General features: G+C 40.0%; 26 protein-coding genes. 6 read left to right on the forward strand and 20 right to left on the reverse strand.

What is annotated here, in order from left to right; all coding sequences use genetic code 11:
- Positions 1–21: 21 nt before the first annotated feature.
- Positions 22–1,173 carry an acetoin utilization protein AcuC gene (locus JOD45_RS05195; protein ID WP_205002800.1) on the forward strand — a complete coding sequence of 384 codons (1,152 nt, stop codon included), beginning with the start codon at positions 22–24 and terminating at the stop codon, positions 1,171–1,173.
- Positions 1,174–1,249: 76 nt separating this feature from the next.
- Here the strand turns inward: JOD45_RS05195 and ggt are convergent, their stop codons facing one another.
- The 10 genes from ggt to JOD45_RS05245 all read right to left on the reverse strand — a co-directional run bounded on the left by ggt (position 1,250) and on the right by JOD45_RS05245 (position 13,754).
- The gene (gene ggt, locus JOD45_RS05200) at positions 1,250–2,989 is read right to left on the reverse strand and encodes a gamma-glutamyltransferase (protein WP_205002801.1); all 1,740 of its coding nucleotides are present in this window, start codon (positions 2,987–2,989) and stop codon (positions 1,250–1,252) included.
- Positions 2,990–3,398: 409 nt separating this feature from the next.
- Positions 3,399–4,397, reverse strand: coding sequence for a catabolite control protein A (ccpA, locus tag JOD45_RS05205; RefSeq protein ID WP_205002802.1), 999 nt, complete (start codon positions 4,395–4,397; stop codon positions 3,399–3,401).
- Positions 4,398–4,631: 234 nt separating this feature from the next.
- Positions 4,632–5,717 carry a bifunctional 3-deoxy-7-phosphoheptulonate synthase/chorismate mutase gene (locus JOD45_RS05210; protein ID WP_205002803.1) on the reverse strand — a complete coding sequence of 362 codons (1,086 nt, stop codon included), beginning with the start codon at positions 5,715–5,717 and terminating at the stop codon, positions 4,632–4,634.
- Between the two features lie 312 nt (positions 5,718–6,029).
- Complete coding sequence (locus JOD45_RS05215; protein WP_205002804.1) at positions 6,030–6,377, reverse strand: YtxH domain-containing protein; 348 nt, start codon at positions 6,375–6,377, stop codon at positions 6,030–6,032.
- Positions 6,378–6,495: 118 nt separating this feature from the next.
- Positions 6,496–6,921 (reverse strand): DUF948 domain-containing protein, encoded by a 426-nt coding sequence (locus JOD45_RS05220; protein ID WP_205002805.1) that lies wholly within the window; start codon positions 6,919–6,921, stop codon positions 6,496–6,498.
- A gap of 108 nt (positions 6,922–7,029) precedes the next feature.
- Positions 7,030–8,322 carry a UDP-N-acetylmuramate--L-alanine ligase gene (gene murC / locus JOD45_RS05225; RefSeq protein ID WP_205002806.1) on the reverse strand — a complete coding sequence of 431 codons (1,293 nt, stop codon included), beginning with the start codon at positions 8,320–8,322 and terminating at the stop codon, positions 7,030–7,032.
- A gap of 103 nt (positions 8,323–8,425) precedes the next feature.
- Complete coding sequence (locus JOD45_RS05230; protein WP_205002807.1) at positions 8,426–9,526, reverse strand: nicotinate phosphoribosyltransferase; 1,101 nt, start codon at positions 9,524–9,526, stop codon at positions 8,426–8,428.
- A 357-nt stretch (positions 9,527–9,883) separates the two neighbouring features.
- A complete protein-coding gene (locus JOD45_RS05235) occupies positions 9,884–12,241 on the reverse strand; it encodes a DNA translocase FtsK (protein WP_205002808.1) in 2,358 nt (785 codons plus the stop codon).
- 61 nt (positions 12,242–12,302) lie between these two features.
- Positions 12,303–12,926, reverse strand: coding sequence for a YtpR family tRNA-binding protein (gene ytpR, locus JOD45_RS05240; protein ID WP_205002809.1), 624 nt, complete (start codon positions 12,924–12,926; stop codon positions 12,303–12,305).
- A gap of 24 nt (positions 12,927–12,950) precedes the next feature.
- Positions 12,951–13,754, reverse strand: coding sequence for a DUF1444 domain-containing protein (locus tag JOD45_RS05245; RefSeq protein WP_205002810.1), 804 nt, complete (start codon positions 13,752–13,754; stop codon positions 12,951–12,953).
- Between the two features lie 271 nt (positions 13,755–14,025).
- Here JOD45_RS05245 and JOD45_RS05250 point away from each other — a divergent pair, with 271 nt between their 5' ends.
- Entirely contained in the window at positions 14,026–14,466 is a 441-nt protein-coding gene (locus tag JOD45_RS05250) for a YtoQ family protein (protein ID WP_205002811.1), read from the forward strand.
- 34 nt (positions 14,467–14,500) lie between these two features.
- Here JOD45_RS05250 and JOD45_RS05255 read toward each other — a convergent pair whose 3' ends face one another.
- Positions 14,501–15,013, reverse strand: a complete 513-nt coding sequence (locus tag JOD45_RS05255) for a DUF84 family protein (protein WP_205002812.1) — start codon at positions 15,011–15,013, stop codon at positions 14,501–14,503.
- Positions 15,014–15,103: 90 nt separating this feature from the next.
- Complete coding sequence (locus tag JOD45_RS05260) at positions 15,104–16,177, reverse strand: M42 family metallopeptidase (protein ID WP_205002813.1); 1,074 nt, start codon at positions 16,175–16,177, stop codon at positions 15,104–15,106.
- A 202-nt stretch (positions 16,178–16,379) separates the two neighbouring features.
- Here JOD45_RS05260 and JOD45_RS05265 point away from each other — a divergent pair, with 202 nt between their 5' ends.
- Positions 16,380–16,688: a PepSY domain-containing protein gene (locus tag JOD45_RS05265; protein WP_205002814.1), complete on the forward strand. Its 309-nt coding sequence runs from the start codon at positions 16,380–16,382 to the stop codon at positions 16,686–16,688.
- Between the two features lie 35 nt (positions 16,689–16,723).
- Here the strand turns inward: JOD45_RS05265 and JOD45_RS05270 are convergent, their stop codons facing one another.
- The 5 genes from JOD45_RS05270 to trmB form a co-directional block, all read right to left on the reverse strand.
- Positions 16,724–17,416: an LrgB family protein gene (locus JOD45_RS05270; RefSeq protein ID WP_205002815.1), complete on the reverse strand. Its 693-nt coding sequence runs from the start codon at positions 17,414–17,416 to the stop codon at positions 16,724–16,726.
- On the reverse strand, positions 17,386–17,802 hold the full coding sequence (locus JOD45_RS05275) for a CidA/LrgA family protein (protein WP_205002816.1): 417 nt from the start codon (positions 17,800–17,802) through the stop codon (positions 17,386–17,388). The genes JOD45_RS05270 and JOD45_RS05275 overlap by 31 nt, the downstream gene beginning before the upstream one ends.
- A gap of 128 nt (positions 17,803–17,930) precedes the next feature.
- Positions 17,931–18,476, reverse strand: a complete 546-nt coding sequence (locus JOD45_RS05280) for a hypothetical protein (protein ID WP_205002817.1) — start codon at positions 18,474–18,476, stop codon at positions 17,931–17,933.
- Between the two features lie 159 nt (positions 18,477–18,635).
- On the reverse strand, positions 18,636–19,478 hold the full coding sequence (locus JOD45_RS05285; RefSeq protein WP_205002818.1) for a YtnP family quorum-quenching lactonase: 843 nt from the start codon (positions 19,476–19,478) through the stop codon (positions 18,636–18,638).
- A 90-nt stretch (positions 19,479–19,568) separates the two neighbouring features.
- Positions 19,569–20,213: a tRNA (guanosine(46)-N7)-methyltransferase TrmB gene (gene trmB / locus JOD45_RS05290; RefSeq protein WP_205002819.1), complete on the reverse strand. Its 645-nt coding sequence runs from the start codon at positions 20,211–20,213 to the stop codon at positions 19,569–19,571.
- A 144-nt stretch (positions 20,214–20,357) separates the two neighbouring features.
- On the opposite strand from trmB, the gene JOD45_RS05295 reads away from it, so the two are divergent.
- Complete coding sequence (locus JOD45_RS05295; RefSeq protein ID WP_205002820.1) at positions 20,358–20,624, forward strand: YtzH-like family protein; 267 nt, start codon at positions 20,358–20,360, stop codon at positions 20,622–20,624.
- On the opposite strand, the gene JOD45_RS05300 is transcribed toward JOD45_RS05295, so the two are convergent.
- Positions 20,612–21,418, reverse strand: coding sequence for a phosphotransferase family protein (locus tag JOD45_RS05300; protein WP_205002836.1), 807 nt, complete (start codon positions 21,416–21,418; stop codon positions 20,612–20,614). The two genes, JOD45_RS05295 and JOD45_RS05300, sit on opposite strands and share 13 nt — an antisense overlap.
- A 366-nt stretch (positions 21,419–21,784) precedes the next feature.
- Positions 21,785–22,363, reverse strand: coding sequence for an RNA 2',3'-cyclic phosphodiesterase (gene thpR, locus JOD45_RS05305; protein ID WP_205002821.1), 579 nt, complete (start codon positions 22,361–22,363; stop codon positions 21,785–21,787).
- A gap of 127 nt (positions 22,364–22,490) precedes the next feature.
- Here thpR and cysK point away from each other — a divergent pair, with 127 nt between their 5' ends.
- Positions 22,491–23,426, forward strand: a complete 936-nt coding sequence (gene cysK, locus JOD45_RS05310) for a cysteine synthase A (RefSeq protein ID WP_205002822.1) — start codon at positions 22,491–22,493, stop codon at positions 23,424–23,426.
- 303 nt (positions 23,427–23,729) lie between these two features.
- On the forward strand, positions 23,730–23,948 hold the full coding sequence (locus tag JOD45_RS05315) for a DeoR family transcriptional regulator (protein WP_205002823.1): 219 nt from the start codon (positions 23,730–23,732) through the stop codon (positions 23,946–23,948).
- Positions 23,949–24,058: 110 nt separating this feature from the next.
- On the opposite strand, the gene JOD45_RS05320 is transcribed toward JOD45_RS05315, so the two are convergent.
- A complete protein-coding gene (locus JOD45_RS05320; RefSeq protein WP_205002824.1) occupies positions 24,059–24,391 on the reverse strand; it encodes a PRC-barrel domain-containing protein in 333 nt (110 codons plus the stop codon).
- Positions 24,392–24,438 lie beyond the last annotated feature (47 nt).

A 24,438-nucleotide genomic window follows, 5' to 3' on the forward strand; every position in this document is an offset into this window, starting at 1 on the left:
AAAGAAAAGGAAGTCCAGCCTATGTGTAAAAGTGCATTTATATTTTCAAAAAACCTTTTAAATTATAAATTTAATAATCACCATCCCTTTAATCCGCTTAGAATTGAGCTGACTATTGATCTCTTAAAATCCAGCGGGGCGCTTCATGATTCGATGATTGTTCCTCCCCGTAAAAGCACTGATGATGAACTGCTGTTAATCCACGACCCAACATACATCGAAGTTGTTAAAGAAGCGAGCCCGCCGAACAGCCAATGCCCAAGGGCGAAATTGTTCGGATTAGATACCGAAGATACGCCGATTTTTGAGGGGATGCACAAAGCCGCTTTAGATGTTGTTGGCGCGACTTTAACCTGTGTTGATTTAGTCATGAAAGGAGAAGCTGACCACGCATTAAATATTAGCGGAGGATTGCATCACGGCATAAGAAATCGGGGATCTGGCTTTTGCGTGTATAATGATGTTTCTGTTGCCATTAAGTATTTGCGTGAACATTATAACCTCAGAGTCCTTTATATTGATACAGATGCCCATCATGGGGATGGTGTGCAATGGTCATTCTATGAAGATGACGGCGTTTGTACTTATTCTATCCACGAAACAGGCCGTTACCTATTTCCAGGTACTGGGGAAACGACAGAATGCGGGACAGGAAAAGGCTACGGATATTGCTTCAATATTCCGGTCGATGCCTTTACAGAGGACGATTCTTGGCTCGAAGTATTCAATGAATCTATCCATGAAATAGCCGCCTTTTTCAAACCTGACATCATCGTTTCCCAGCACGGCGCGGATGCCCATTTTTACGATCCGCTGACGCATTTATGTCTCTCAATGAAAAGTTATCAAGAGATGCCCAAAATCATTCATCAGCTTTCCCACCAATATACTGATGGAAAATGGATCGCTGTCGGCGGCGGCGGTTATGATATATGGCGGGTCGTGCCGCGGGCTTGGTCATTGTTATGGATGGAAATGAGTGAATTTAAGCGCAATGACGATGAATTGCCGATTGAATATATCAAAAAGTGGGAGAAATCTGCCAAGAAACTCCCAGACAAGTGGCTTGACCCGGTTGACAGCTATCCTGCCATTCCCCGCCGTGACGAAATCACACAAAGAAACCGGGCTGTTCTAAGAAAATTGCTGCAAACGATTTATAGAATCATGTAAGGGCCGATTTTAGTTTTTACTAAGAAAAGTGTCAGAGCATTTCCGTATGACTGCGGTTGGCTCTGACACTTTTTTATTAATGAAATATCCCCGCTGCTTGTCCTTGCCTTGTGGAATCGCAAGCCCCAATATAGAAATCCGGATCATGGTAAATGCGTATGCTTTGAACGTTGCCTATAGGACTTGGTTTTTTATCCCATTGGCCGCCCCATTCTGTTAATTTTTGTCTTGACTTCTCCGGTATGCCTTTTTCCCATTGGATATTCGGATAAGCTGGACTATAAATGCGCGGTTCTTCAATAGCATCTTTTAAATCCATGTGATAGTCAATGACGTTAATTATCGTTTCTGCGACAGAGGCAATAATTGTACTGCCGCCAGGAGAGCCTACAGTCATAAACGGTTTGCCGTCTTTAAAAATAATAGTCGGACTCATACTGCTCATCGGCCGTTTGTTAGGCCGCACTTCATTAGCTCCGCCCGGCACAGCATCAAAATCCGTCAATTCATTATTAAGCATAAATCCGCGTCCTGGAACCATAATCCCTGTGCCAAATTCTTGTTCGATTGTTGTTGTATAGGAGACAAGATTTCCCCACTTATCAGCGACTGTAAAATGTGTCGTTTGTCCAATTTGCTTATCGTCAGGCTGCTTGACAATAGGTTTATCTGGCTTACCTGATTGGTACTTCCAAGGATCACCCGGTTTAACAGTTTTATTTGCTTGTCCCATTTTTATTAATGACCGGCGTTTTTCAATATATTTGGGATTAAGCATTCCTTGTTCAGGAACCTTAACAAATTTCGGATCTCCGATGTATGCGCCTCTGTCTGCATAAGCAAGGTGCATTGCTTCTGTTATTAAGTGATATTTTTCAGGAGAACGAATGCCGTAATCTTTCATATCAAAGCCCTCCAGAAGCTTAAGAATTTGCAAAACGGTCAAACCTCCTGAACTTGGCGGCGGCATGGTTTCAAGCTTATAGCCGCGGTAAGTCCCTGTCAGCGGCTGATCAATTGTTACATGATAATTTTTAAGATCCTTTGTTTTCATACTGCCTTTATTATCCTGTACAACATTCGCAATATCTTTGGCAATCGCTCCTTTGTAGAAATCATTGACGCCGTTATCTCTGATGTCTTTAAATGTTTGGGCTAAATCTTTTTGTTTCAGCCAATCGCCTTCTTTAAGCGGTTTGCCATGTTTTAAGAAAACTTTTTGTGCCGCTTTATTAAATTTATTTTTGTTTTCTTTAATAGCATCAGCAAGCACCCAATTCACTTTAATCCCTTTTTCCGCCAGTTTAATAGAAGGATCAATTAATTGTTTAAACGGCTTTGTTCCCCATTTATCATGGGCAGCCATTAGCCCTTTTAAGGTTCCTGGTATGCCGACAGCCTTACCGTTCGTTGACCTTACAGGAAATGGGATTACTTTCCCGTTCTTATCTAAAAACATGTCCGGTTTGGCTCCGGCCGGCGCTTTTTCGCGGCTGTCAATAATTGATGTTTTATGGTTTTTGGCATTATAAACCATCATAAAGCCCCCGCCGCCAATACCTGACATCATCGGCTCTGACACATTTAAGGCAAATTGCATCGCGATAGCGGCATCAACGGCATTTCCTCCATCTTTAAGAACTTGTTCTCCAACCTTCGTTGCTTCTGGAGTGGAGGCGGCTACCATTCCTTTCGTTCCAGCCGCCACTTGCTTTCCATCATGATCATTTTGTTGGGCTGATGCCATTGTCGGCAAAAAATTGCATAATAAAATCAGAACAGCTATGATGCATGATATGCGAGAAATTCTTTTCATTTAATGACCTCCTTTATTTCAACCGCTAACTAAAAGATAGACAAATCCGAAAATTATGTAAATAGTTCAAATGTATCGAATGATTCGAAAGTTTATAGTTCAAAAGGCAGAAAAATGGGAGAAAACATCAAAGTCAAGAAAAATTTGTAGAAATCTGAGTTAAGCATCATACAACAAGATGCAAATCCAGCTTGTTTCTCTCAAATAAATAAATGTTAAGATCAGGTGAATACTGCTGCATTATATCTACTGTTTTCAATTAACATGTGTTTCTTTAATAAATGAAATAAACAAAAATTGAGATTTCCATAGACGCCATGATATTTATAATAGAAAAGAACCGGGTGCGAATTGAACTGACTCTGTCAAGTAGACAGGGGTCAGTTCACATTCCCCGGTTCTTTTCCGATTATTTTGTAGATCCTCTAAGCTCAATGCGATGAGGCAGAACAACGATGTGTTCTTTTACCTCTTCATTGCTCATATATTTAGTAAGCAGCCTCATAGCAACAGCACCGATATCATACATAGGTTGTACAACACTGGAGAGCGTTGGCCGAACCATTTGCGCCAATCTAGTATTATCACAACTGATGACTTCAACATCATCAGGCACATTCATGCCTTGATCTTGAATCTCATGAATGACGCCGAGGGCCATTTCATCTGTTCCGGCCAAAACAGCCGTTGGCCTGTCTTCTAATTGCAAGAGTTGAGCGGTTACTTCTTTTGCCGTGTCATAAGTGTAATCGCCTTCTGCAACATATTTCTCATCGTAATCTAAGCCGCCTTCTTCAAGGGCTTTTTTATAGCCATCTAATTTGTAAACACCGTTAATCGGATCATCGAGCGGACCGGATACAAAAGCAATTTTTTTGTGATTATTTCCGACAAAATGAGATACAGCTTCAAAAACGGCTTGTGCATAATTAATATTAACCGATGGAATTTCTTTATGTCCATCAACAGTTGCAGCTAATACAATTGGAACAGGCGACTTTTTAAACTCTTCTACATGCCTGTAAGTGATCTTTCCTCCCATAAAAACGATGCCGTCCACTTGTTTGCCGAGTAATGTATGTATGAGATGTATTTCTTTATCTGGATTTTGATCTGAGTTACTAAGAATAATATTGTACTTATACATCGTTGCAATATCTTCTATTCCCCGAGCCAATTCAGAAAAGAATATACTTGAAATATCAGGAATAATGACGCCTACAGTCGTTGTTTTTTTGCTTGCGAGGCCTCGTGCCACAGCATTTGGACGATAACCTAATCTTTCAATAGCATCTAAAACCTTTTTTCTGGTTGTCGGTTTGACATTTGGATTTCCATTGACCACCCTGGAAACGGTCGCCATTGAAACCCCCGCTTCCCTCGCCACATCATAAATTGTTGCGCTCATTAACAACTTCCTCCTCAAAAAACTATACGTTACTTTACATTATAACCAGAACGATATTAATCTTAACGATCAAATCATTTTTTCATATATTAAGTTCGACTATTTTTAATAATACCCGTTATTTCTATCATTTTAACAGTTATTAGTCAACAATTATTTGACAAAAAATAAAACTTGTAAACAGAACAGACGTCAAAAATGATACCCCAAGCCTTTGAAGGCAGGGGCATCTGCTCATTCATTTTTATTTGTATGAAGCCCGAAGTTCTTTAATATGCTGACAAAATGATCGAATTGCTCCAGATCCATTTGCTGTGCTTGATCAGACAGAGCCACAGCAGGATCAGGATGCACTTCAGCCATCAAACCATCTGCACCGACGGCCATGGCGGCTTTTGCCGCTGGCTGCAGCAAGTCCCGTCTGCCAGTTGAATGGGTCACATCCACAAAGACCGGCAAATGCGTCTCTTGCTTTAAAATAGGAACAGCGGTAATATCTAATGTATTTCTCGTTGCCCTTTCATATGTTCGGATGCCGCGTTCACATAAGATAATATTTTCATTGCCGGATGAAATAATATATTCAGCCGCATTCATAAATTCCTCTATGGTTGCAGCAAGACCTCTTTTAAGTAAAATTGGTTTCCTTGATTGACCGGCTTCCTTCAGCAATTCAAAGTTTTGCATATTTCGAGCGCCGATTTGAATGACATCTACGTATGCTTCGGCAGTTTCAATATCATTCGGCGAAACAATTTCGCTTATTACGGATAATTGATACTCATCTGCAATCCGCTTTAATATTTTCAGGCCGTCTAATCCCAAACCCTGAAAATCATATGGTGACGTTCTTGGCTTGAAAGCGCCCCCTCTCAGCAAGGTCAGTCCATGTTCTTTTAGTCTTTCGGCGACCTTCGCTGTTTGTTCATAACTTTCAACAGAGCAAGGACCTGCAATTAATCTTTGCTTCCCATCGCCAATGCTGTCTTTATTTACTTGCACAATCGTATCTTCAGCCTTTTTGCGGCGTGAAACCAACAGCGCCTTGCGGTTATCATTTTCTCCCAATTCTAAGCCCGCTTTATAAATTTCTTTAAATATATGCTGAAGGGTCTCGGCTGCAAACGGCCCTTGGTTATTTTTTGCAATATGATTCAGCATTTCCCTTTCGCGAACAGGATCGAAAGCAGGCAGCCCTTGAAGCTTTTTATGATGGATCATTTCTTTGACTAACTTTGCTCTTTCATTTAAAGTATCCAGTAATTTAATATCAATCTCGTCCAGTTTTTTTTTAAGGTTATCCATTTCTACAACATTCATAGCCCTAGCCCCCATCATTCATGTCCTAGAGTTTCTACACTCAAAATCTCTAATTATGGCCTTTAAGCACTGAAATCCTGCTGCCCCGCAAGCAAACCACCTTAACTGCACATAAAAGAAACCTTTGAATGACGCATAAGAATTAATTTACATTGGATTGACTAAGTTCAATCTGCCGTCTGCCATAAAATGTCCTGTCTGTATTATAACGCATTTTAATCTGTATTTTAATTAATTAACTTTGACAAAAATAAAAAACTGGGCATAACACCCAGTTTTTTATTTTCAGAAATTATTTTTGACAAAGCTATATCATTTATTTTCATCGTAGTCTTTTGGAAATGAATGTTCCTTAGATTGTTTCGGGCTTACGTCAACGCCTTTTTTATCTTTTTTGAATGAGCATTGCCAGTCTTTCATTTTAGTAACAACATTGGATGACTGATCGGTCACGCTTTTTGCAATACTCGTAGATTTTTCTAATGCCAATTGTGCTAAATCATTGCTTTTCTTCTTTAATGTCTGCGACTGTAAGTTAATGCCGCTTCGAATTTCTTTGCCAGATTTCGGGGATAAAAGCAATGCTGTTAACGCTCCGGCAGTACCGCCTACTAAAACACCAACCAGAAAACCTTTTGTACCGACTTTTTTCTCGCTCATCATTCATTTCCTCCCTTATAAAAATTACCCGTTCCTTAAAGCAATCATCACATCGCTTTAAGGAAACGGATCGAAAACAGATTTTAATCATCAATATAAGTTAAGACGAAAATAGGACTTATTGCTTTTCAGAAGCCTTCTTCGCTCTCCACTTGCTCCATAATTCAATGAACGCTTGCCCCCATTGTATCGTTTGGGCCACTTGTTCAGAATGCTCTTCACTTTTTCTTGTAACAGTGGATGTGATGTTTTGCACTGATTCATTAACGCCCTTAATCGTTCTTCCAATGCCGCCGACAGATTCAAAAATTGGATTAAGCTGCTTCGATTTGCCTTCTACATCCTCTAATAATTGATTGGTATTATGTAAGAGTTGCGTTGTCTCTTCCGTGATACCATGCATTTGCTTTTCGATACTGCTCATTGTCTTTGCGACATTATCTAATGTTTGTTGGGCTGAACGCAGCGTCTGCGAAACGAAATACACGAGAACAGCAAATGCAACTGCCAGTACAGCAACAGCTAAATACAAAATAATGATCACAATGGAACCTCCTTTTTTCATACATTTCCCATAATAGTGTTGTATTAAACAAAACATATTATTACACCGATTTAAAACGTAGAAGGATGATTCGAAAAATCTGAGCTGCTATGCATTTTCATAAGCTGATTGGAACTTTTGAATATCCCCTGCGCCCATAAACAGCAGAACACTGTTATCATATTTGCTTAACTCGCTCACTGTATCTAATGTGAGAAAGCCGGCTCCAGGCACTTTTTCCTGCAGGTCCTTAATAGACAGCTTCCCTTCATTTTCCCTTGCAGAGCCAAAAATATCACATAGATAGACATGATCGGCATCTTTCAGACAATCTGCGAAATCATCTAAAAAGGTCATTGTCCGTGTATACGTATGCGGCTGGAAAATAGCTATTATCTTTTTATCAGGGTATTTTTTTCTAGCCGCTTCAATGGTAGCTCTAATTTCAGTCGGATGATGAGCATAATCATCTATAAGTATTTGAGAGCCATGAACTTTTTCGCTGAAACGTCTTTTGACGCCTTTAAATGAAACCAAACGGTTTTTCAGAAGTTCTAAAGGAACATTTTGATAGTGGCAGAAAGCAATCACGGCTAATGCATTAAGCACATTATGGTCTCCATAACCAGGTATTGTAAAGTTGCCGTAAAAGTCATTGCGTACAAATACGTCAAATGTTGATCCTTTTTCAGTTGTTTTGACATTTCTTGCTTGAAAGTCGTTTTCTTCATCAAAGCCGTAATAAATAATCGGCACGTTTGTTTTAATGCTTTGCAGCTTTTTATCGTCTCCGCATGCGATGATCGCTTTCTTGACTTTTAATGCCATTTCCTGAAACGCATCAACCACATCATCCAGACCCTTATAGTAGTCGGAATGATCAAAATCAATATTTGTAATAATACAATAATCCGGATCATAAGCCAGAAAATGGCGTTTATATTCACAAGATTCGAAAATGAAATATCGACTGTCTTTTTGGCCGTGGCCAGTGCCATCTCCTATTAAATACGATATTGGCGCAAAGCCTTTAAAAACATGAGCCAGCAAACCGGTTGTTGACGTTTTCCCGTGAGTACCCGTGACGGCTACACTTGTAAACTTTTTCGTGAAGTCGCCGAGGAAATCAAAATAGCGGTGAACGGGAAGCCCCATCGCTCTTGCCTGAACAATTTCTTCATGATTATCAGGAAAAGCATTCCCAGCAATAATCACTTGACCTTCTTTAATATTATTTTTATCAAAGGGTAAAATTTTAATATGTTTATCTTCTAATGCTTTTTGAGTAAAAAAGCGTTTTTCAACATCAGAACCCTGAACATCCTCATCCATATCATGAAGAATTTGGGCTAAGGCGCTCATTCCTGTGCCTTTAATTCCTACAAAGTGGTACTTTGTCATAAAATAGACCTCCAAAAAACCTCTCTATTGTTGCTTACAGACACTATATGCCCAGTAAGAACGGTTTGTTATTACTTTTATTTCCTAAAATATCATGTTCAAATTAAAGTTCAACCTTCTCAAGCCGCGGATTTGGCTGATATTTTCTTCCTTCTTTGGCTTGCGGCTTGCCATTGAGCATGACATTATCTCCTGTAAAGCCAATATTTATTTTTAACAAACTGCTGCCGACGCCATACATATCAACCGGAACATTGTTTTCCTCAAAGAATTTAATCTTTTCCATTGTAAATCCGCCGCTTGCAACGATTTTCACGTGCTGGAACCCTTCCTTATCCAACGCATCGCGCAAAGCGAAAATAAGGGCCGGATTAGTTCCTCTTGGATCAAACTTGCCAAGAACACTTGGATTTCTAAAGAAATATTTGTCTACCATATTTTTCGATGTATCAATGCGTACACCTTTGAGTTTATCTCCAAAAGCTCTTGCTACCTTTAAGCTGTCTGTAATGACATCATTATTATAGTCAACAAGCGCCACTAATTCATCATCCGGATAACTTTCATGGTAGGCTTTGGTCGCAGCCACAATATCTCCTTCGAATAATTGAATAAGCGCATGCGGCATCGTCCCCATGCCGTGCTTTCCCCACCATTCATTCATAGCATGGGTAGCTTGAGCTGTTGAGCCGCCGATATAAGCCGCATAGCCGTCGCCTGCTTGCTGAGTATAATGATCATCTCGATCTCCCATAAAGATAACAGGCTTTTGGATGCCTGACTGTCTTGCCGTTTTCACAACATCGTAGACATTGGTTGCAACGGATGTCCTTCTCGCTAGTATACCATCAATAATTCCTTCTAAAAAGCCGAAATTTTGATACGGACCTGTAATCGTCATAACCGTTTCATAAGGCGAGATTTTATCTCCGTCTTTTAACGAATAAAGCTCCAAGTTTTCAGGATTTTTGGCGAACGTTTTGATTAGCGCAATCGCTTCGTCGGTTCCGCACAATACTGCATCCTTTTTCTGAAAGAATTGCATCGTAACAATGTTGTCCGGTTTGTACTTCTCGGCAATCTCACAAGATTTTAAAAAATAGACCGCGGAAAACCATCCCTCGCCAACTCGTTCATCAAATTTAAATGTTTGATTTGTAAGCCTTTTGATTTTCCCTTGAAGTTTTAACTCTATCTCCTTCATGTTACAGCTATTCTCCTTATATTATCGCTAATACTGCTTGAAACATGTTTCTTCTTTACATAACGCAAAAAACCATCCGTCCTCTATTTTAACCTTAATGCGCCAGATTGTAAAAATAATATTTTCACATCGTGTTCAAATAGAGGAAACAAGCGATGATTCCCGAACGGCTCTGAACGAAAACAATGGGAAGCCGCACCTCTAAGGGAAAGGAAGGCTCGAGCATAACGCCTCAAAACCTGCTTCAGGCGGCAGCGAGAAATGGTTTTGCCTTATTAAATAGAGCTGTTCAAGCGTCCTTCGCGGTCTCACCCCAAACTGTCCTGCCGCAACTTTCCAGACTTTCAGCCTATCTTCTTATAAAACTTCATGGCCGAGAACTTGCTCTTCAAACTTATCCCTTTCCATGAGAACCTGACGCGGCTTGCTGCCATTCGCTTCCGAGATAACTCCTAAACTTTCAAGCTGATCAACAAGTCTAGCCGCTCTATTATAGCCGATCCGGAACTTTCTTTGCAGACTTGATACTGATGCTTGCCCCTGGTCAATGACAAAGTAGGCGGCCTCTTCAAACAGGTTATCCTCTTCGTCAATCTCTTCATACTTTGCTTGCTGCATATCCTCTTTATCAAACAAATAAGGAGGGGCATCCATTTGTGCGAGCGCCTCAGTCACTCTGTCGATTTCTTCATCAGAGACAAAGCATCCTTGCAAACGCCTAACTTCTCTGGCGCCATTTTCCGCGAATAGCATATCACCTTGTCCGAGCAGCCTTTCAGCACCGCCGGTATCAATAATTGTTCGCGAATCTGCCTGCGATGAGACGCTGAAGGCAATTCTGGTTGGAATATTCGACTTGATAAGTCCTGTAATAACATCGACCGAAGGCCTTTGTGTAGCCAGAAGCAAGTGAATGCCTGCAGCCCTCGCTTTTTGTGCGATACGGCAAATGGCCTCTTCTACATCCTGAGGAGAAACCATCATAAGATCGGCAAGTTCGTCAATAACGATAACGATATATGGCATTTTTTCTCCATCAATCAATGCATGATCAACAGCTTGATTGAACCTGCCAATATCACGAACACCCGCGTCTGCAAACATTTGATATCTTCGTTCCATTTCATCAACAGCCCATTTTAACGCCATTGATGCTTCCTTAGGCTGAGTGATGACCGGTGCGGCCAAATGCGGCAATTTTTGATATGCAGCGAGCTCCACAACTTTAGGATCAATAAGAATCAAGCGGAGCATCTCAGGGGAAGTTTTGTATATAAGACTTAAAATAAGCGAGTGGATACAAACGCTTTTTCCAGACCCTGTCGCACCGGCAATCAATCCATGAGGCATCTTGGCTAGATCGGTGACAACATTTTCACCGGAGATATCTTGTCCGAGAACAGCGGCAAGCGGCGATTGATGCTCTTTAAATTCAGGTGAATCTAAAAGATGTTTCAAATAGACAGGCTTTCTAATATCATTAGGTATTTCAATTCCAACAGTATTTTTGCCTGGAACAGGCGCTATTCTAATTTGTTTGGCGGCCATGCTCAGCTTTATATCTTCGGTTAAGTTAATGACTTTGTTCACCTTTACGCCAGGCTGAAGACGAATCTCGTACCTTGTGACAGCCGGACCTTGTACATAGTCAACGATCTCAGCTTTCACCCGGAAATTTTCCAGTGTTTCTTGAAGAATTTTTTGCTTTTCACGAATCCAATTTTCTTCTTCTTGCTCCTGGGTTTCAGGCGGTGCATTGAGCAATGTTTTTGATAAATGAAAGGGCTCCCTGTGCTGCTCAGGATCTTCATTTTCTTTCGGCCCTTGTGTCCCTGTGTTCTCTTGTGATGGTTTATCCTTTTTTAAGGAGCGGTCTTGCTTTTGCAGTGCGTTCTTATCTGATCTGAACATTAAAACATTATATGGCACTTTCGATGAGCGCCGACGCGGCTTGTAAGGGATATTTGGACGCTTTTGTTCATTCGTTTCTTTTTCGTTTGCCGGTGCTATATCGGAACGATCCTCGGCATTTGAAGCATTTTCGTTATTGGCTGCTCTGCTGTTATGTAAATGGGTGCGTGCCGATTCTTGTTCATCGTTGATTTTCTTATTATTTTCAATTGGAACAAGCTTTTCCGCATTCATATCAGCTTTATTTGCTGCCTTTTCATGAGTGTTTTGTTCAATAGGGTTTTCTTCGGCTGATTTTCTTTTAGACTTTTTGTCATTTAGTAATTCTCTTAGTGTTTCAGGCTCCTTTTTATTTCGCATAAGGCTACGGCTTTGCGGACTGGAAGGAGGAACCTCCTTTTGAACCAATGAGCGGCCGGAATTCCGCTGATTCCGAGCATCTGGAACACTCGGGCGTTTAGGCGGTTTTCGAAACCCGTAAACCGGCGACGGCACTTGAGTAGGTGTAAAAGGCTTCTTCTTCTCGTCCCCTTCTTCGATTTGGATATGTTCTTTATCCGCCTGGTAAGATGCCGGCTGTCTATATGTTTCATAGGGACGGGATTTTTTCTCGGGATACTGATGAGTCATCCTGACATGCACACGGCGATTAGGATCTTCCAGCCGGCCTACCTGTTCGTTCCTTCTTGATAACGATTGCTGGTCTCTTGCTTTATATTCCTGCTCCTCTTCAATCTCCCTTTCCAGTTCATTGAAATCTTCATCATCATCTAAACTAAAAAATCGTTTCCACCAGCTTGACAATGGTTTTCACCTCTTTTCAAAAACATGTTTTCCGATATGATAAGAAAACCACTAGTATAAACTAGTGATTTTCATTTAACAAAAAGAAATCCCCGCCAACAGGCTGATTATCATCAAGGACAAGAATGCCTTTTTTCTCAGGGGCATTTGGCAAAGCTAATTCCTTCGCAGAACAAATCATGCCGTATGACGGCACGCCGCGAAGTTCAGCTTCTTTAATTAACATTCCGCTCGGCATAACTGCCCCTACACGTGCAACGACGACTTTCTGGCCTTGTTCTACATTTGGTGCACCGCATACGATTTGCAAAGTTTTATCGCCGATATCTACTTTGCAAATGCTCAGCTTATCAGCATTTGGATGCTTTTCCTTTTCAACAACATGGCCAATGATGAATGAAGGACGGTCATCATATGTTAATGTTTCTTTGAAACCTTTATCTTTAAGCAGCTGATTGAGGTCCTCGACAAGGCTGGAAGTTATTTTAACTTTGCTGTTATCAGATTCGAATTCAAGATAATCGGAAATATTAAACAGATTATACCCTAATGTTTCTCCTGACTCAGCATCAAAAATCCGGGCAATATCCCCCTTCTTTTCAACACCCCTCACTTCCGCATCATTGGCGGAAAGCTGAATCATCAGCGTATCGCCAACACCTTCGCGATTATAAAAAATATTCATATATATTCCCCTTTCATACCCGTATTAATCTTCGTCTATTGGTTTATTTTTTGCTAGAATAAAAATCGGTTCCAATCCTTTATCGCCATACATAAATGGGAGAGAAGTAATCGGAATATTACCATTTGTAAAAAAGTGCATGGCCATTTGTCCTAATACATCATAGCCTTTGTCATTTACTATATCGCCGAAAATCAAAACATCCTGATGCGGAACAGCAACGGTCAGCTGACCTTCTGCTTTTTCTTTCATATGATCCAGCAATTGCTGATTAAGAATCCTGCTCGCATCATAGCCATCATTGTAATTAATGAAGTAAAATGCATTTCCTGCGACGACATCTTTTTTCATTTTATTAGGCAATGAGCGAAGATTGAAGCTGGCCATTTCCTGTATGGTTTGTTCGTCAACGTTTTCCTTTTCCATAAATTCTTTATCAATTAATCGATAAGATAATTCTAAATCAACAGCAAAAAAGATTCGCGTCTCAGCGGTATGATCTTTATATAAAAGCTGCTTTCCGTCTTTAGTCTCTGTCGGAAACGATGTCGAACGAATAACCGGAAAGATTTTTTTCTCTTTTCCGGACAGCGTTTGCGATTCATTCATAACGTTCATTGCTTCTTCAACGTAATATACAATTTCATCAATCGCTTTTTCCTTTTCGGTTTCATAGCGATTAAGAATGCCCGGCAATGAAAGCGTTATGCCTTTTTTTGATTTGCTGTTTTCTATTCTGAGTTTATCTTGCTTTTGATCATACGAAAAGATTCTATTTTTACCTTTTAATTTTGCTTCTAATATTTTTCTTAATTCTTTACTGTCCATGGTCTCACTCCACTACTCGTGCTCGTAATCATTTTACCATGTTACATATACAATATAAACCAAACTAAGCTAACGCTGATTAAAAAAGCTGAAAAATATTTTTGCTGTTTCCGGCCTAAAAACCGGAGTACTTTAAATGATACGGAATTTGTCCACTATAATTGACCGTTTTGACATAATGAACATAAAGTTGTTAAATCTGTTACATAGATGAACAGCTATTTATATGTTAGAATTTTTAAGCGAATGAAATAAGAAAGGGGATTTTATGATGAATATTATTATTTATTTGGCCGGACAAATCCATGACCCGTGGAGAGAAAGTATACGTCAAAAAGCGCAGGCTATGGAATTGCCGGTATCATTTGTCGGCCCAATGGAAGATCATGACCGATCTGATAACATCGGCGAAGAAATTCTGGGAAAACAGCCGAATCCTGTTCTAAAGGATGAAGCAGCTTCAGCTATCAATAACTTGAGAACTCAAATTCTTTTGAAAAAATCAGACTTAGTTATTGCTTATTTTGGCGAATCATACAAACAGTGGAATACTGCTGTTGATGCAGGAGAAGCAGCGGCGCAAGGAAAACCGCTTATTTTGATCCGCCCAAATAAACTTCATCATGCCCTAAAAGAATTATCAAACAAAGCACAGGTAGTTGTGGAAAACGAGGATCAAGCGCTGGAAGCCGTTAAATATATTTTCGCTTAAAGAAGCATTTAAGGGTGAGAAGCTCTCACCCTTTTCATTTACTGTAAAATAGATACTGCCCATAAAGCAATTGCATGATATGATAAAACATATCATCTCGTTTGATTAAGCCATTTGATAAAATACCGATTGTACCTTCGCCTTTGCGGACATCCAGCTGATTCGTATATTGATCTATAACATCTCCTAATTCAAGTCCGGCACGAAGCCCTTTTACTATTGGCTCGGGAAGAGGGATGCGCGCGCCGCTCGCTGTAAATACCCGTCCGTTCCGGTCAACCAGCGCTCCCCAATTACAAACAAAAACCTGTTGATCGATTTCCATAATGCCGCCTTCAAGACCAACTCCGAAATCTGCGCTGCTTTTTTCTAATACAGCCCTTGCCCTTTGAACAGCTCCTTGCTTTGTTTCGTTATCAGACTTAGGCTGATCGGATACGCCGGAAGGGACTGCAACAGATTGAACAGCGATATCAAAATTTTCACTCAAACGTTCTACCGCACTTATTTTCGCTGGGTTTTGCGAACCTACACCGATCGTTACCATATGAATGACCACCTTTTTTGAAGCGAAAGAAAATTATAGTCTGGCTGCTTACAAAAAATATTAAGCACCTATAAATTGTATAACAGCCATTTAGCCATTGCTATGAATTGATGCAATCGTTGATTTATCTGCAGCTCGGACTAATTCAATGAGCAAAGCTTTTGCAGCAGCGTAATCATCGATATGAATCATCGATGCTGACGTATGCACATATCTCGAACAAATACCGACAACAGCAGAAGGGACGCCTTCCAAATTTGTATGTACTTGCCCCGCATCCGTACCGCCTTGTGAAATAAAGTATTGATAAGGAATACGATGAGTTTCAGCAGTATCCAAAACAAAATCCCGCATGCCCCGATGCGTAATCATTGTTCTGTCAAAAATTCTTAACAGCGTTCCTTCACCTAATTTTCCAAATGCTTGTTTGTCTCCAGACATATCATTTGCCGGCGATGCATCGACCGCAAAGAAAATATCAGGCTTTATCATATTCGAAGCTGTTTTGGCCCCTCTTAGACCTACTTCTTCTTGAACCGTTGCCCCGGAATAGAGCGTGTTCGGCAATGACTCGTCTTTAAGCTCCTTAAGCAGCTCAATAGCCAGACCGCAGCCGTAACGGTTATCCCAGGCTTTGGCCAATATTTTCTTTTTATTAGCCATCGGTGTAAACGGACAAATAGGCACAGCGGCTTGTCCAGGCTTTATGCCTAATTTCAAAGCGTCTTCCTTATCATCAGCCCCTATATCAATAAGCATATTTTTAACATCCATAGGTTTCTTCTTTTGCTCGTCTTCCAAAAGGTGGGGAGGAATAGATGAAATAACGCCGATTACTGTTCCTTTGTCAGTTAAAATTTGCACCCGTTGACTAAGCAAGACTTGACTCCACCAGCCGCCTAGTGTCTGGAACCGCAGCATGCCGTTATCGGTAATTTGTGTAATCATGAATCCGACTTCATCCATATGGCCGGCAACCATCACTTTTGGATCGTTTTCTTTCCCTTTTTTCACACCGAAAACACTTCCCAAACGATCTTGCAGCAATTCATCGGAATATTTTTTAAGTTCTTGTTTCATAAACTGGCGCACTTCGTGTTCAAATCCCGAGGTCCCCCGCAATTCTGTCAATGTCTTAAAAAGTTCCAGTGACTCATTATTCATGGCTAACTCCCTTTCAAATATGATTTAAACGCCAATTCCTATATTTATCTTATAAAGAAAAGCGGCTTGTTGGCAAGCAAGCATGTGTTTATAACGTACAGCAAATTTTTGAAGAAAAATAAAAATTATTTTCTTGGTTGCTTTTCTATTCTTCTGTATACTTTAAGAATAGGATGATTTTTTACTATGAGGGGTGGAAAAAATGAAAATTAAAAACATAGCTATCGCATTCGGCGTCGGTTTGGCAGGAGGATATGTATTGCAAAAAGCTTTGCAAAAGTCGACATTAAGCCCTGAGCAAGTGATGCAGCTCGTGAAAAAAACTGCCAAAAAAGCGCTGGATATAGATGGCGCCTGGATTTACCTTAGTCCTGAAAATTATCAGCAAAATGGTTTGACTTATAAGGTATACAAAGGCGGTTTAACGGCCAAAAATAATGAAAACCTCGAACATTACGATTTTATCGCAGATGCATCAACAGGAACGATCCTTGATTTGAAGGCGCAATAAAAAGCTTGGCAAATGACCAAGCTTTTTTTCTAATTTCATCCGTAAAAAATCCAAACGATGAAAGGGCCTAATACGGAATCTAAAACCGCGCATAATGTCATGGCAACTGAACTGACCGTTGCCACCTTTTCCCCATATTCAAAAGCCTTGGAGGTGCCGATCGCATGAGAGGCGCTTCCAAATGCCATACCCTGTCCTAAATTTGTATTAATCCTTAACCATTTTAAAAAATACGGGCCCATGACAGCCCCGGAAATGCCGGCAATCATCACAAAAATAACAGTTAAGGACGGTTTTCCGCCAAGTTCCTCTGAAATCCCCATGGCAACCGGGGTCGTCACAGACTTCGGAACAATTGACATCACCAGACTTTTTTCAACGCCGATAGATTTTGCAAATAACAGGCCGCTGACCATGCCGGCAACCGAACCAATGACAACGCCGCTTAGTACAGGAATGAGATTTTTTAATAAAACAGCCCTTTGTTTATAAAGAGGATAAGCCAAAGCGACTACGGCCGGCCCTAAAAAAGTGTTAATATAACTTCCTCCCGCCATGTATGTTTTGTACGGAACCCCAAATAAGACAAGCAATAAGACAAGGCATATCGTGGATGTTAAAACAGGAATAAGGAAAGGCGAAGCATATTTGCGATACAAACGGGTCATAAAATAATAAATCACTATCGTTAACAAAATCATAGCGATTGCGATGACTGTTTTTGGCATGCTTGATCCTCCTTCCCCGAGGCAGATTGAATTGATTTTCTTTTTGACAAATAATGCGTCGTATAGCCGGCGAGCGCCATCACTATTAAAGTGCTTAATATCGTCGTTAAAAAAAGAAAGATGCCGCTGCCCATAAAAAACCGATAATAACTCATCACGCCTGCTGTCGCTGGAATAAAAAGCAACGGTAAATGCGCAAGCAAAAATTGCGAGCCTTTTTCGACCAATTTCAAAGGGACAATTTTAAAACATAACAGCAGAAATAACAAAATCATCCCGATAATGCTTCCCGGAACAGGTAAATGGAGAAGATTTTGCAACTCATTGCCTATAAGATAAAAAACAAATAGCAGTGCAATTTGTAAACACACACACACGAATTTCATTCAATCTCACCTTATTCTATGTGGGTTGTCAAATTTATTTTTCATTTGATCATAGATAGATGCGGTCTCTTTATACAAATAAAAATGAGAGAACGATCATTATCGTTCTCCTATTTTAAATTTATCAACTATTCAAAATCCACAAGGCCGTTTTCGATTTTATATCCCAATGTTGAAAACTTGCGTTTATTCCAGATAAATAAAAAGATCAAAGGCACGATGACTAAGAGCGCCAGCAGTCCCAAAATGGGTCCCAATTCCAGGGTAACATTGGAAGCATACTTCTTTTGAAAATCTTTTACAGCTGGAATACTATTAACGTCCCCAGCTGTTAAAACCTGATTGATTTCAGGAGCATAATATACATAATCATTCCAGTCTTTGTAAAATATTTTATCTCTTACTGTTTTGTACGATGCAACAGCAGCTGTAATCTTCGTTATCTTTACCTTTTTGCCTGCCTTGTCAACTTTGACAGGCTTTGAAAGATTAATCTGCTGAACGTGCTGTAATTGTAGAGATCCGTCTTTGTAGTCATAATGCCCTGTTTTATTTTGCTTGTTAATGGCATCATACATCTTCCCACTTGTAACCGTTTTAGCTTCAATGAATCCAAAAGCACTAAAAAAGACGATCATAACAGCTGAAAATGTTACAAATAGTTTTTTTACCATCTTTTCCCCTCCTAAAATTCATTATAACACACAACTAGTCAAATGAGTGTGAAAATTTAGTCTATTAAACTTTTAATGAACCCTTTAGAGAACCAAAGACCGTGAGCAGAGATGCTTGCAAAGCTGCAATGCATCTTTTTTATGTTGCAGCTTTGCCAATTACCGGCTGCGCTCGATTTTGTCAATCATATGACCCTCTTTATCCCATTTTATTGCCCGATAAAAGGCATCATGATAAAAAGTGAACCAAGCGCCGTTTTCCAAACCTTTTGACAGCCATTTTTGTTTTTCTCTAATAGAATCCATTGGGTAATCATCATATGCCATCACCCATTTGACGTTTTGATGGGCATGGGTCGGCATAATGTCGGCCATATGTATAGCGCATTCACCGCCGCTTTCTATTGTAATCACAGCATGCCCGTCGCTGTGGCCGCCTGTATGATGCATTTTAAGACCAGGAAGAATATCTATTTCGTTAGTAAAAGTTTCCACTTGATCTTCTATGGGCTTCCAATTTTGTTCCCAATAGGTGTCCTTGGAACGAATATTAGGGTGTTTCATTTCATTCCATTCAATATCTGTTGTCCACACAACAGCATTTTCAAAAGTTGGCACGAGGGTTTCCTCTGACCATTTTGATAACCCAATAACGTGATCAAAATGCAGATGTGTCATCAGCACAGCATCAATATCTTTAGTCGTTAAACCCAGTTTTTCAAGACTCTCATCAATACGGCTTTCATTTGTTACGCCAAAATTTCTTCTTTGTTTTTCTGTTAATTTCCGATTGCCTATTCCCGCTTCAATAATCATATTTTTTCCATGTGCCTGAACAAGAATCGGGTCTGTCCTTAATTCAATTTGGTTTTTATCATTCGCTGGATATTTTCTTTGCCAGAGCGGTTTAGGAACGACCCCGAACATCGCTCCGCCGTCAAGATGAGTGACGCCGCCGTCAAGCCAGGTTAACTGATAATCCCCTACACGCAATTGTTCCATTATGCTCAACCCCTTACAGATATTTCCCTTATAAAGAAGCTTAACATAAGAACCCTATTCTTTGGCAGATTTTGTTTGGGGCTTGCTCCCTTATTCATCGCGGAAAACAGCTTCACACCGGTAAATTCTCTGTCCCTTTTTTGAAAATTTCTCCTCATACTCTGTTGTAACGTTGCCTTCAAATGAAGAACGGTGCAAGTCTAAGCTGATGTTTCTAATTAACATGCCATATCTTGAAAAACTCTCGAGCGAATATTCAAAAAATCCTTGATTATCAGTTTTTAAATTGATTTGGCCGTTTTTCTCTAGAATATATTGATATTGCGCTAAGAATGTATGATAGGTTAAGCGGCGCTTTTCGTGGCGATTTTTTGGCCAAGGATCGGAAAAATTCAAATAAATAGCAGAAACCTCGTTTTCAGCAAAGTATTCAGTCAGCTCTCTGGCATCAGCGTTCAGCAGTTTGACATTATTGAGCTGTTGATCCAAACATTTATCTAACGCAGTGACAATAACGCTTTCCTGCCGTTCAATACCCAGGAAATTAATGTCTGGATGAGCCTCACCCATTCCGGTAATAAACTTCCCTTTACCGGTTCCGATTTCTAAATGCAGGGGCGCTTGACGGTTAAATAAGTGATGCCAATGGCCGGCATGTTCCTCGGGATTTTGTATAACGATATTTGGATGTTCAGCAATTTTATCTTTTGCCCATGGTTTGTTTCGTACTCTCATGAAGTTATCCTCCTTAATAATCACAAAGGAAATTTTATCATAAAACCCTCCTTTCTTAAAATAATCGGCAGCGCCTTGTAATGAAAGTATAATAAAAACCACTTCCGTTTATCCTAATTTAAAAAGATAAAGGAGTGGTTTTCTTTGGTTCTGTCTCAAAAGCATAAATTGCATTTAATTCGCGATATATTAAATACCCATCATCATGATGGCAGCGCAAGTGTCAGGGAATATGAACAGCTCCACCGAAGTACAGAATCATTATTGTCGGAAACGGCGGATGAACCAATAAATGAAATCCTTGAGGCCATCCATCAGTATAGTAAACAAGGCATGGCTTTAAACACTTACGAATCCCATCTGTCAGATAACAAGGATAATCTTCAAAAATGGCTTAATCAACTGCAATAGCTGCTAAAATGGCGCCAAGAATATTGATTCAGTTTAAGCAAATCCTTTTCGTAAAGCAGCGCCTCTTTAGGTTGATGGTGATCTTGATGCCAAAACATAAACAGCAGTGTTTGGGAAAGCATATACCAATGCATTCTTAATTTGAGATGGTCAGTTAAAGGCTGTCCGTAATTTTCCAGCCAATCTTTCCATTCATCCTGATCAATATACCAATACAATAATAAAGCTAAATCTAGTGCAGGATCGGCAATGACCGCCTGGTCCCAATCTACTAAATAGAGCTGGTTTTCCTCACTAAGAATCCAATTATTATGATTGATATCTGAATGGCAAACCACTTTCTCAGGGCATTCAGCCGCTCCTGCCGAACGTTTTAGAAAAATCAGCGCCTCTTCAACAGCAGGGTTCTTTTGACGTTTACTGTAGCGCTTTTGGCAGTCTTTTAAAATTGATTCAGTTGTCATCGGTGTTTTCCCGAGGCGGGATAACATGAAGACAAGAGGCTCAGACGTATGAATTTTTTTCAAAAGACGCGCGACTTTATCACTCTTCATTTCACTTGCTTTAAGTTCTCTGCCGTTCAAGTACTTTTGAAACGTAACAACGTCCCCGTTCTCAAGCCTTTTAGTTCTAAGCAATTTAGGAACAATGCCCTCAGCAGAGAGCACAGCAAGGAAAGGCGACGAATTTCTCTTCAGAAAAATTTTCTCGTTGCCTGACTGTGCGATATAAGCCTCACCAGTAACGCCACCGGCAGACGAAATTACCCAATCATCATTATCAAAAAATTGCATCAAGATAGGTCACCCTTTAATACCAAAATGCGGTTTACGCATGTCAAACTCTATTCAAAAGATTTTAATAGTCATGCTTTGGCCACAATCATTCAATAGAGTCATGTAAAGAGAATCACTTAATAGGATACCACTTTTTTAACTTAATTAAAACTGTTTTGTGCTCCTTCACCGCTGCTTATTCAATACAGCATTTTGCCACTAGACTCTGCGGCTTTCGCGATCCTTTGCTTATTTAAGCCATTACTAATAGATCATCTTCAATAAATTGGAAACCTATGCGCCGTTTGAGAGAAAGAAAAGAAGTGTTAATAGGGCCAGTTTTTCAAGGAACCGGCCCCCTGCTTAGCCGGCCTTCTTCATTCTTTAAGAATGTCCTTTTAATGCAAACCGTTCAACCGGCAAATACCTTGGTGTTTGATTAAGAACAACTTTATAAATGACCGCTTCTGTATTTAGCCATTTCATCTCTTGAATTGAAATTTTCTCGGATATAAGCTCTTCTATTGATACACCTTGCTCGGAACCCCATTTTTTTGCAATTGTAACGTGAGGACGGTAAGAACGTTTATCAAGCTCAAAGCCTGCTTTGGAACAGATTTGATATACAGCTCTCTGAAATGCAAATAGGTGATCATCTCCTTGAATATCGCCGTAAAGGACTCTGGGTTTATCTTTTCTTCCAAATGTTCCAATACCATTTAAATGCAGCTCAAAAGGTTTAGATTCGTTTGCGAACTTGTTCAATTGTGTTTTTATTTCTTTTAATTGATTTTCCGATGTTTCGCCTAAAAAAACACAAGTGATATGATAATCTTCTATATGTGTCCAATAACGATAATTTAAATCACTTTTCAAGACATTTGCCCAATCATATAGCTGTTTCCTTACGTTCAGCGGCAAAGGGAAAGCAATAAAATAATGCGAACTGGTCTGTTTTTCCATTTTAATGCAACCGCCTTTCTGATATAATTTGGTATTTTAAGCAGTCATTACATAGCGTTCTTTTCATATGTCTTTAATTTTACTATAATTGATAATAAAGTTAACGGTATGAAGGAAGTGTCTTGCAATGAAACCTGTTGAAACAATGGCAGACTTAATAGGAAATACACCGCTTGTCAAACTGAACCGTGTGACCGATCCAAACGGAGCCAGTGTCTATGCGAAGCTTGAATACTTTAATCCGAGCCGCAGCGTTAAAGACCGCGCAGCTTTTAATATGATTATTGAAGCTGAAAATAAAGGGCTATTAAAAAAAGGAACCACTATCATTGAACCGACTTCGGGAAATACAGGCATCGGCCTTGCTATGAATGCCGCTTCAAGAGGGTACAAGGCCATTATCGTCATGCCCGACAATTCAACCCAAGAAAGAATAAATTTGCTTAAGGCTTACGGTGCAGAAGTTGTCCTAACGCCGGCAGATGAAAAAATGCCCGGTGCAATAAAAAAGGCTAATGAATTGGCTGAAGATATTCCAGACAGCTTCATCCCAATGCAATTTGAAAATGAGGCTAATCCAAATGCTCACCGCAAATCCACAGGACTTGAAATCATCGAAGCCATGAAAGAATTGGGGAAGCCTCTAAGCGCATTCGTATCTACAGCCGGCACTGGAGGAACAATAACCGGTACCGGGGAAACATTAAAAAAAGCGTTTCCTGACATGACGATCCATGTCGTCGAGCCCGCTGGATCACCCGTGTTATCAGGAGGAAAACCCGGCAGGCATAAGCTGGTTGGAACTAGCCCTGGATTTATTCCCTCTATCCTTAATCTCAACATTATTGATGAAATTATTAAAATTACCGACGAAGATGCCTATGATATGACTAGAAGACTTGCAAGCCAAGAAGGTATTCTAGTCGGCCCTTCTTCAGGCGCTTCCGTGTACGCCGCTGTGCAAGCAGCCAAGAAGCTGTCGCCAGAAGAAGCCGTGGTTTGCATGACAAATGATACAGGAGAGCGGTATCTATCAGGAGATTTATTTCGGTTTATTGATTAAAACTCGCCAAATCGGCGAGTTTTAGTTTTTATGCCGGCTATAGTATGATGACACGATATTTATAATCATTTGACTTTTTAAGGGAATTGGTGTGTAATATGAGTAACATAAACATTCCCTTAACCATATAATTACAATAGATTTGAACACTATCACCCTAGAATAACGTTTGGACGAGCCATTTAACCTAGTTGAATTCTTGTAATAAGGGAATGGTTTGAATAATTTTCAGAATAGGGGAATAAGTATTAAACAATTTAACATGGGCAATGACCATGAATTAAAACGTTAGGGAGTGGTTATGTGAGTCCTTCAACTGATCGAATGTTGAATCGTGTTAAATCCGTCTACTTATATATTCGAAAGAGGGGCACCGTAACGACACAAGAATTAGTTGAAGAATTTGATATGACACAAAGAACCATTCAAAGAGACCTTAATATTCTTACCTATAACAACTTAGTCAAAAGTCCAAGCCGTGGGAAATGGACTGTCACAAAAAGGAAAGTTAAATTTTCATAAAAAAGCTCGCCGCGATGGCGAGTTTTTTTTGGCGGTTTATTGCCCTGCAGCAGCCCTTCTAATATACGAAAGAAAGGGACCGAGAAAAAATCAGCAGCCTTTTTGCCTGTTTACTTTAATTGCTGCAAATTATCGACCCATTGATCATTAGCTTCTTCTTTAATCACTATAGGGTCAGGTGACCATTTAATCACTGCAGCCGCCGGCAAATATCTGATGCCCCTGCCGGTTAACCGCTCCCAAAAACCTTCGGATAATTTTATCGCTTTTATCTTTTTTTGTTCTATATCTATTACAATATCTTTAACTGCCCCGGCCTCATCCCCAGACTCGGTGACACACTTGCGATGAAGCATTTCTTTTAAAGATAAAAAGTTCGAGTCTATCGCTGTATCTAAACTGGCACCTATGTCAAGGACACAATAAAAAAAGAGATTAAGCACCTAGAAGATGATTCCTATATTGAATAGGGGTCATCTTATTTAGGTTC

This window comes from Scopulibacillus daqui, assembly GCF_016908855.1.
GTDB classification, from domain to species: domain Bacteria; phylum Bacillota; class Bacilli; order Bacillales; family Sporolactobacillaceae; genus Scopulibacillus_A; species Scopulibacillus_A daqui.

Coding starts and splice junctions, on each gene's coding strand:
- trmB (WP_205002819.1), bottom strand. CDS start 20,213: ATGAGAGTACGAAACAAACCATGGGCAAAAGATAAAATTGCTGAACAT.
- JOD45_RS05265 (WP_205002814.1), top strand. CDS start 16,380: ATGAAAATTAAAAACATAGCTATCGCATTCGGCGTCGGTTTGGCAGGA.
- JOD45_RS05245 (WP_205002810.1), bottom strand. CDS start 13,754: ATGGACAGTAAAGAATTAAGAAAAATATTAGAAGCAAAATTAAAAGGT.
- JOD45_RS05300 (WP_205002836.1), bottom strand. CDS start 21,418: ATGCAATTTTTTGATAATGATGATTGGGTAATTTCGTCTGCCGGTGGC.
- JOD45_RS05260 (WP_205002813.1), bottom strand. CDS start 16,177: ATGAATAATGAGTCACTGGAACTTTTTAAGACATTGACAGAATTGCGG.
- JOD45_RS05215 (WP_205002804.1), bottom strand. CDS start 6,377: ATGAGCGAGAAAAAAGTCGGTACAAAAGGTTTTCTGGTTGGTGTTTTA.
- ytpR (WP_205002809.1), bottom strand. CDS start 12,926: ATGAATATTTTTTATAATCGCGAAGGTGTTGGCGATACGCTGATGATT.
- JOD45_RS05275 (WP_205002816.1), bottom strand. CDS start 17,802: ATGAAATTCGTGTGTGTGTGTTTACAAATTGCACTGCTATTTGTTTTT.
- thpR (WP_205002821.1), bottom strand. CDS start 22,363: ATGGAAAAACAGACCAGTTCGCATTATTTTATTGCTTTCCCTTTGCCG.
- JOD45_RS05280 (WP_205002817.1), bottom strand. CDS start 18,476: ATGGTAAAAAAACTATTTGTAACATTTTCAGCTGTTATGATCGTCTTT.
- JOD45_RS05255 (WP_205002812.1), bottom strand. CDS start 15,013: ATGGTAACGATCGGTGTAGGTTCGCAAAACCCAGCGAAAATAAGTGCG.
- ggt (WP_205002801.1), bottom strand. CDS start 2,989: ATGAAAAGAATTTCTCGCATATCATGCATCATAGCTGTTCTGATTTTA.
- JOD45_RS05270 (WP_205002815.1), bottom strand. CDS start 17,416: ATGCCAAAAACAGTCATCGCAATCGCTATGATTTTGTTAACGATAGTG.
- murC (WP_205002806.1), bottom strand. CDS start 8,322: ATGACAAAGTACCACTTTGTAGGAATTAAAGGCACAGGAATGAGCGCC.
- JOD45_RS05230 (WP_205002807.1), bottom strand. CDS start 9,526: ATGAAGGAGATAGAGTTAAAACTTCAAGGGAAAATCAAAAGGCTTACA.
- JOD45_RS05250 (WP_205002811.1), top strand. CDS start 14,026: ATGAATATTATTATTTATTTGGCCGGACAAATCCATGACCCGTGGAGA.
- JOD45_RS05210 (WP_205002803.1), bottom strand. CDS start 5,717: ATGAATGTTGTAGAAATGGATAACCTTAAAAAAAAACTGGACGAGATT.
- JOD45_RS05195 (WP_205002800.1), top strand. CDS start 22: ATGTGTAAAAGTGCATTTATATTTTCAAAAAACCTTTTAAATTATAAA.
- ccpA (WP_205002802.1), bottom strand. CDS start 4,397: ATGAGCGCAACAATTTATGATGTGGCGAGGGAAGCGGGGGTTTCAATG.
- JOD45_RS05285 (WP_205002818.1), bottom strand. CDS start 19,478: ATGGAACAATTGCGTGTAGGGGATTATCAGTTAACCTGGCTTGACGGC.
- cysK (WP_205002822.1), top strand. CDS start 22,491: ATGAAACCTGTTGAAACAATGGCAGACTTAATAGGAAATACACCGCTT.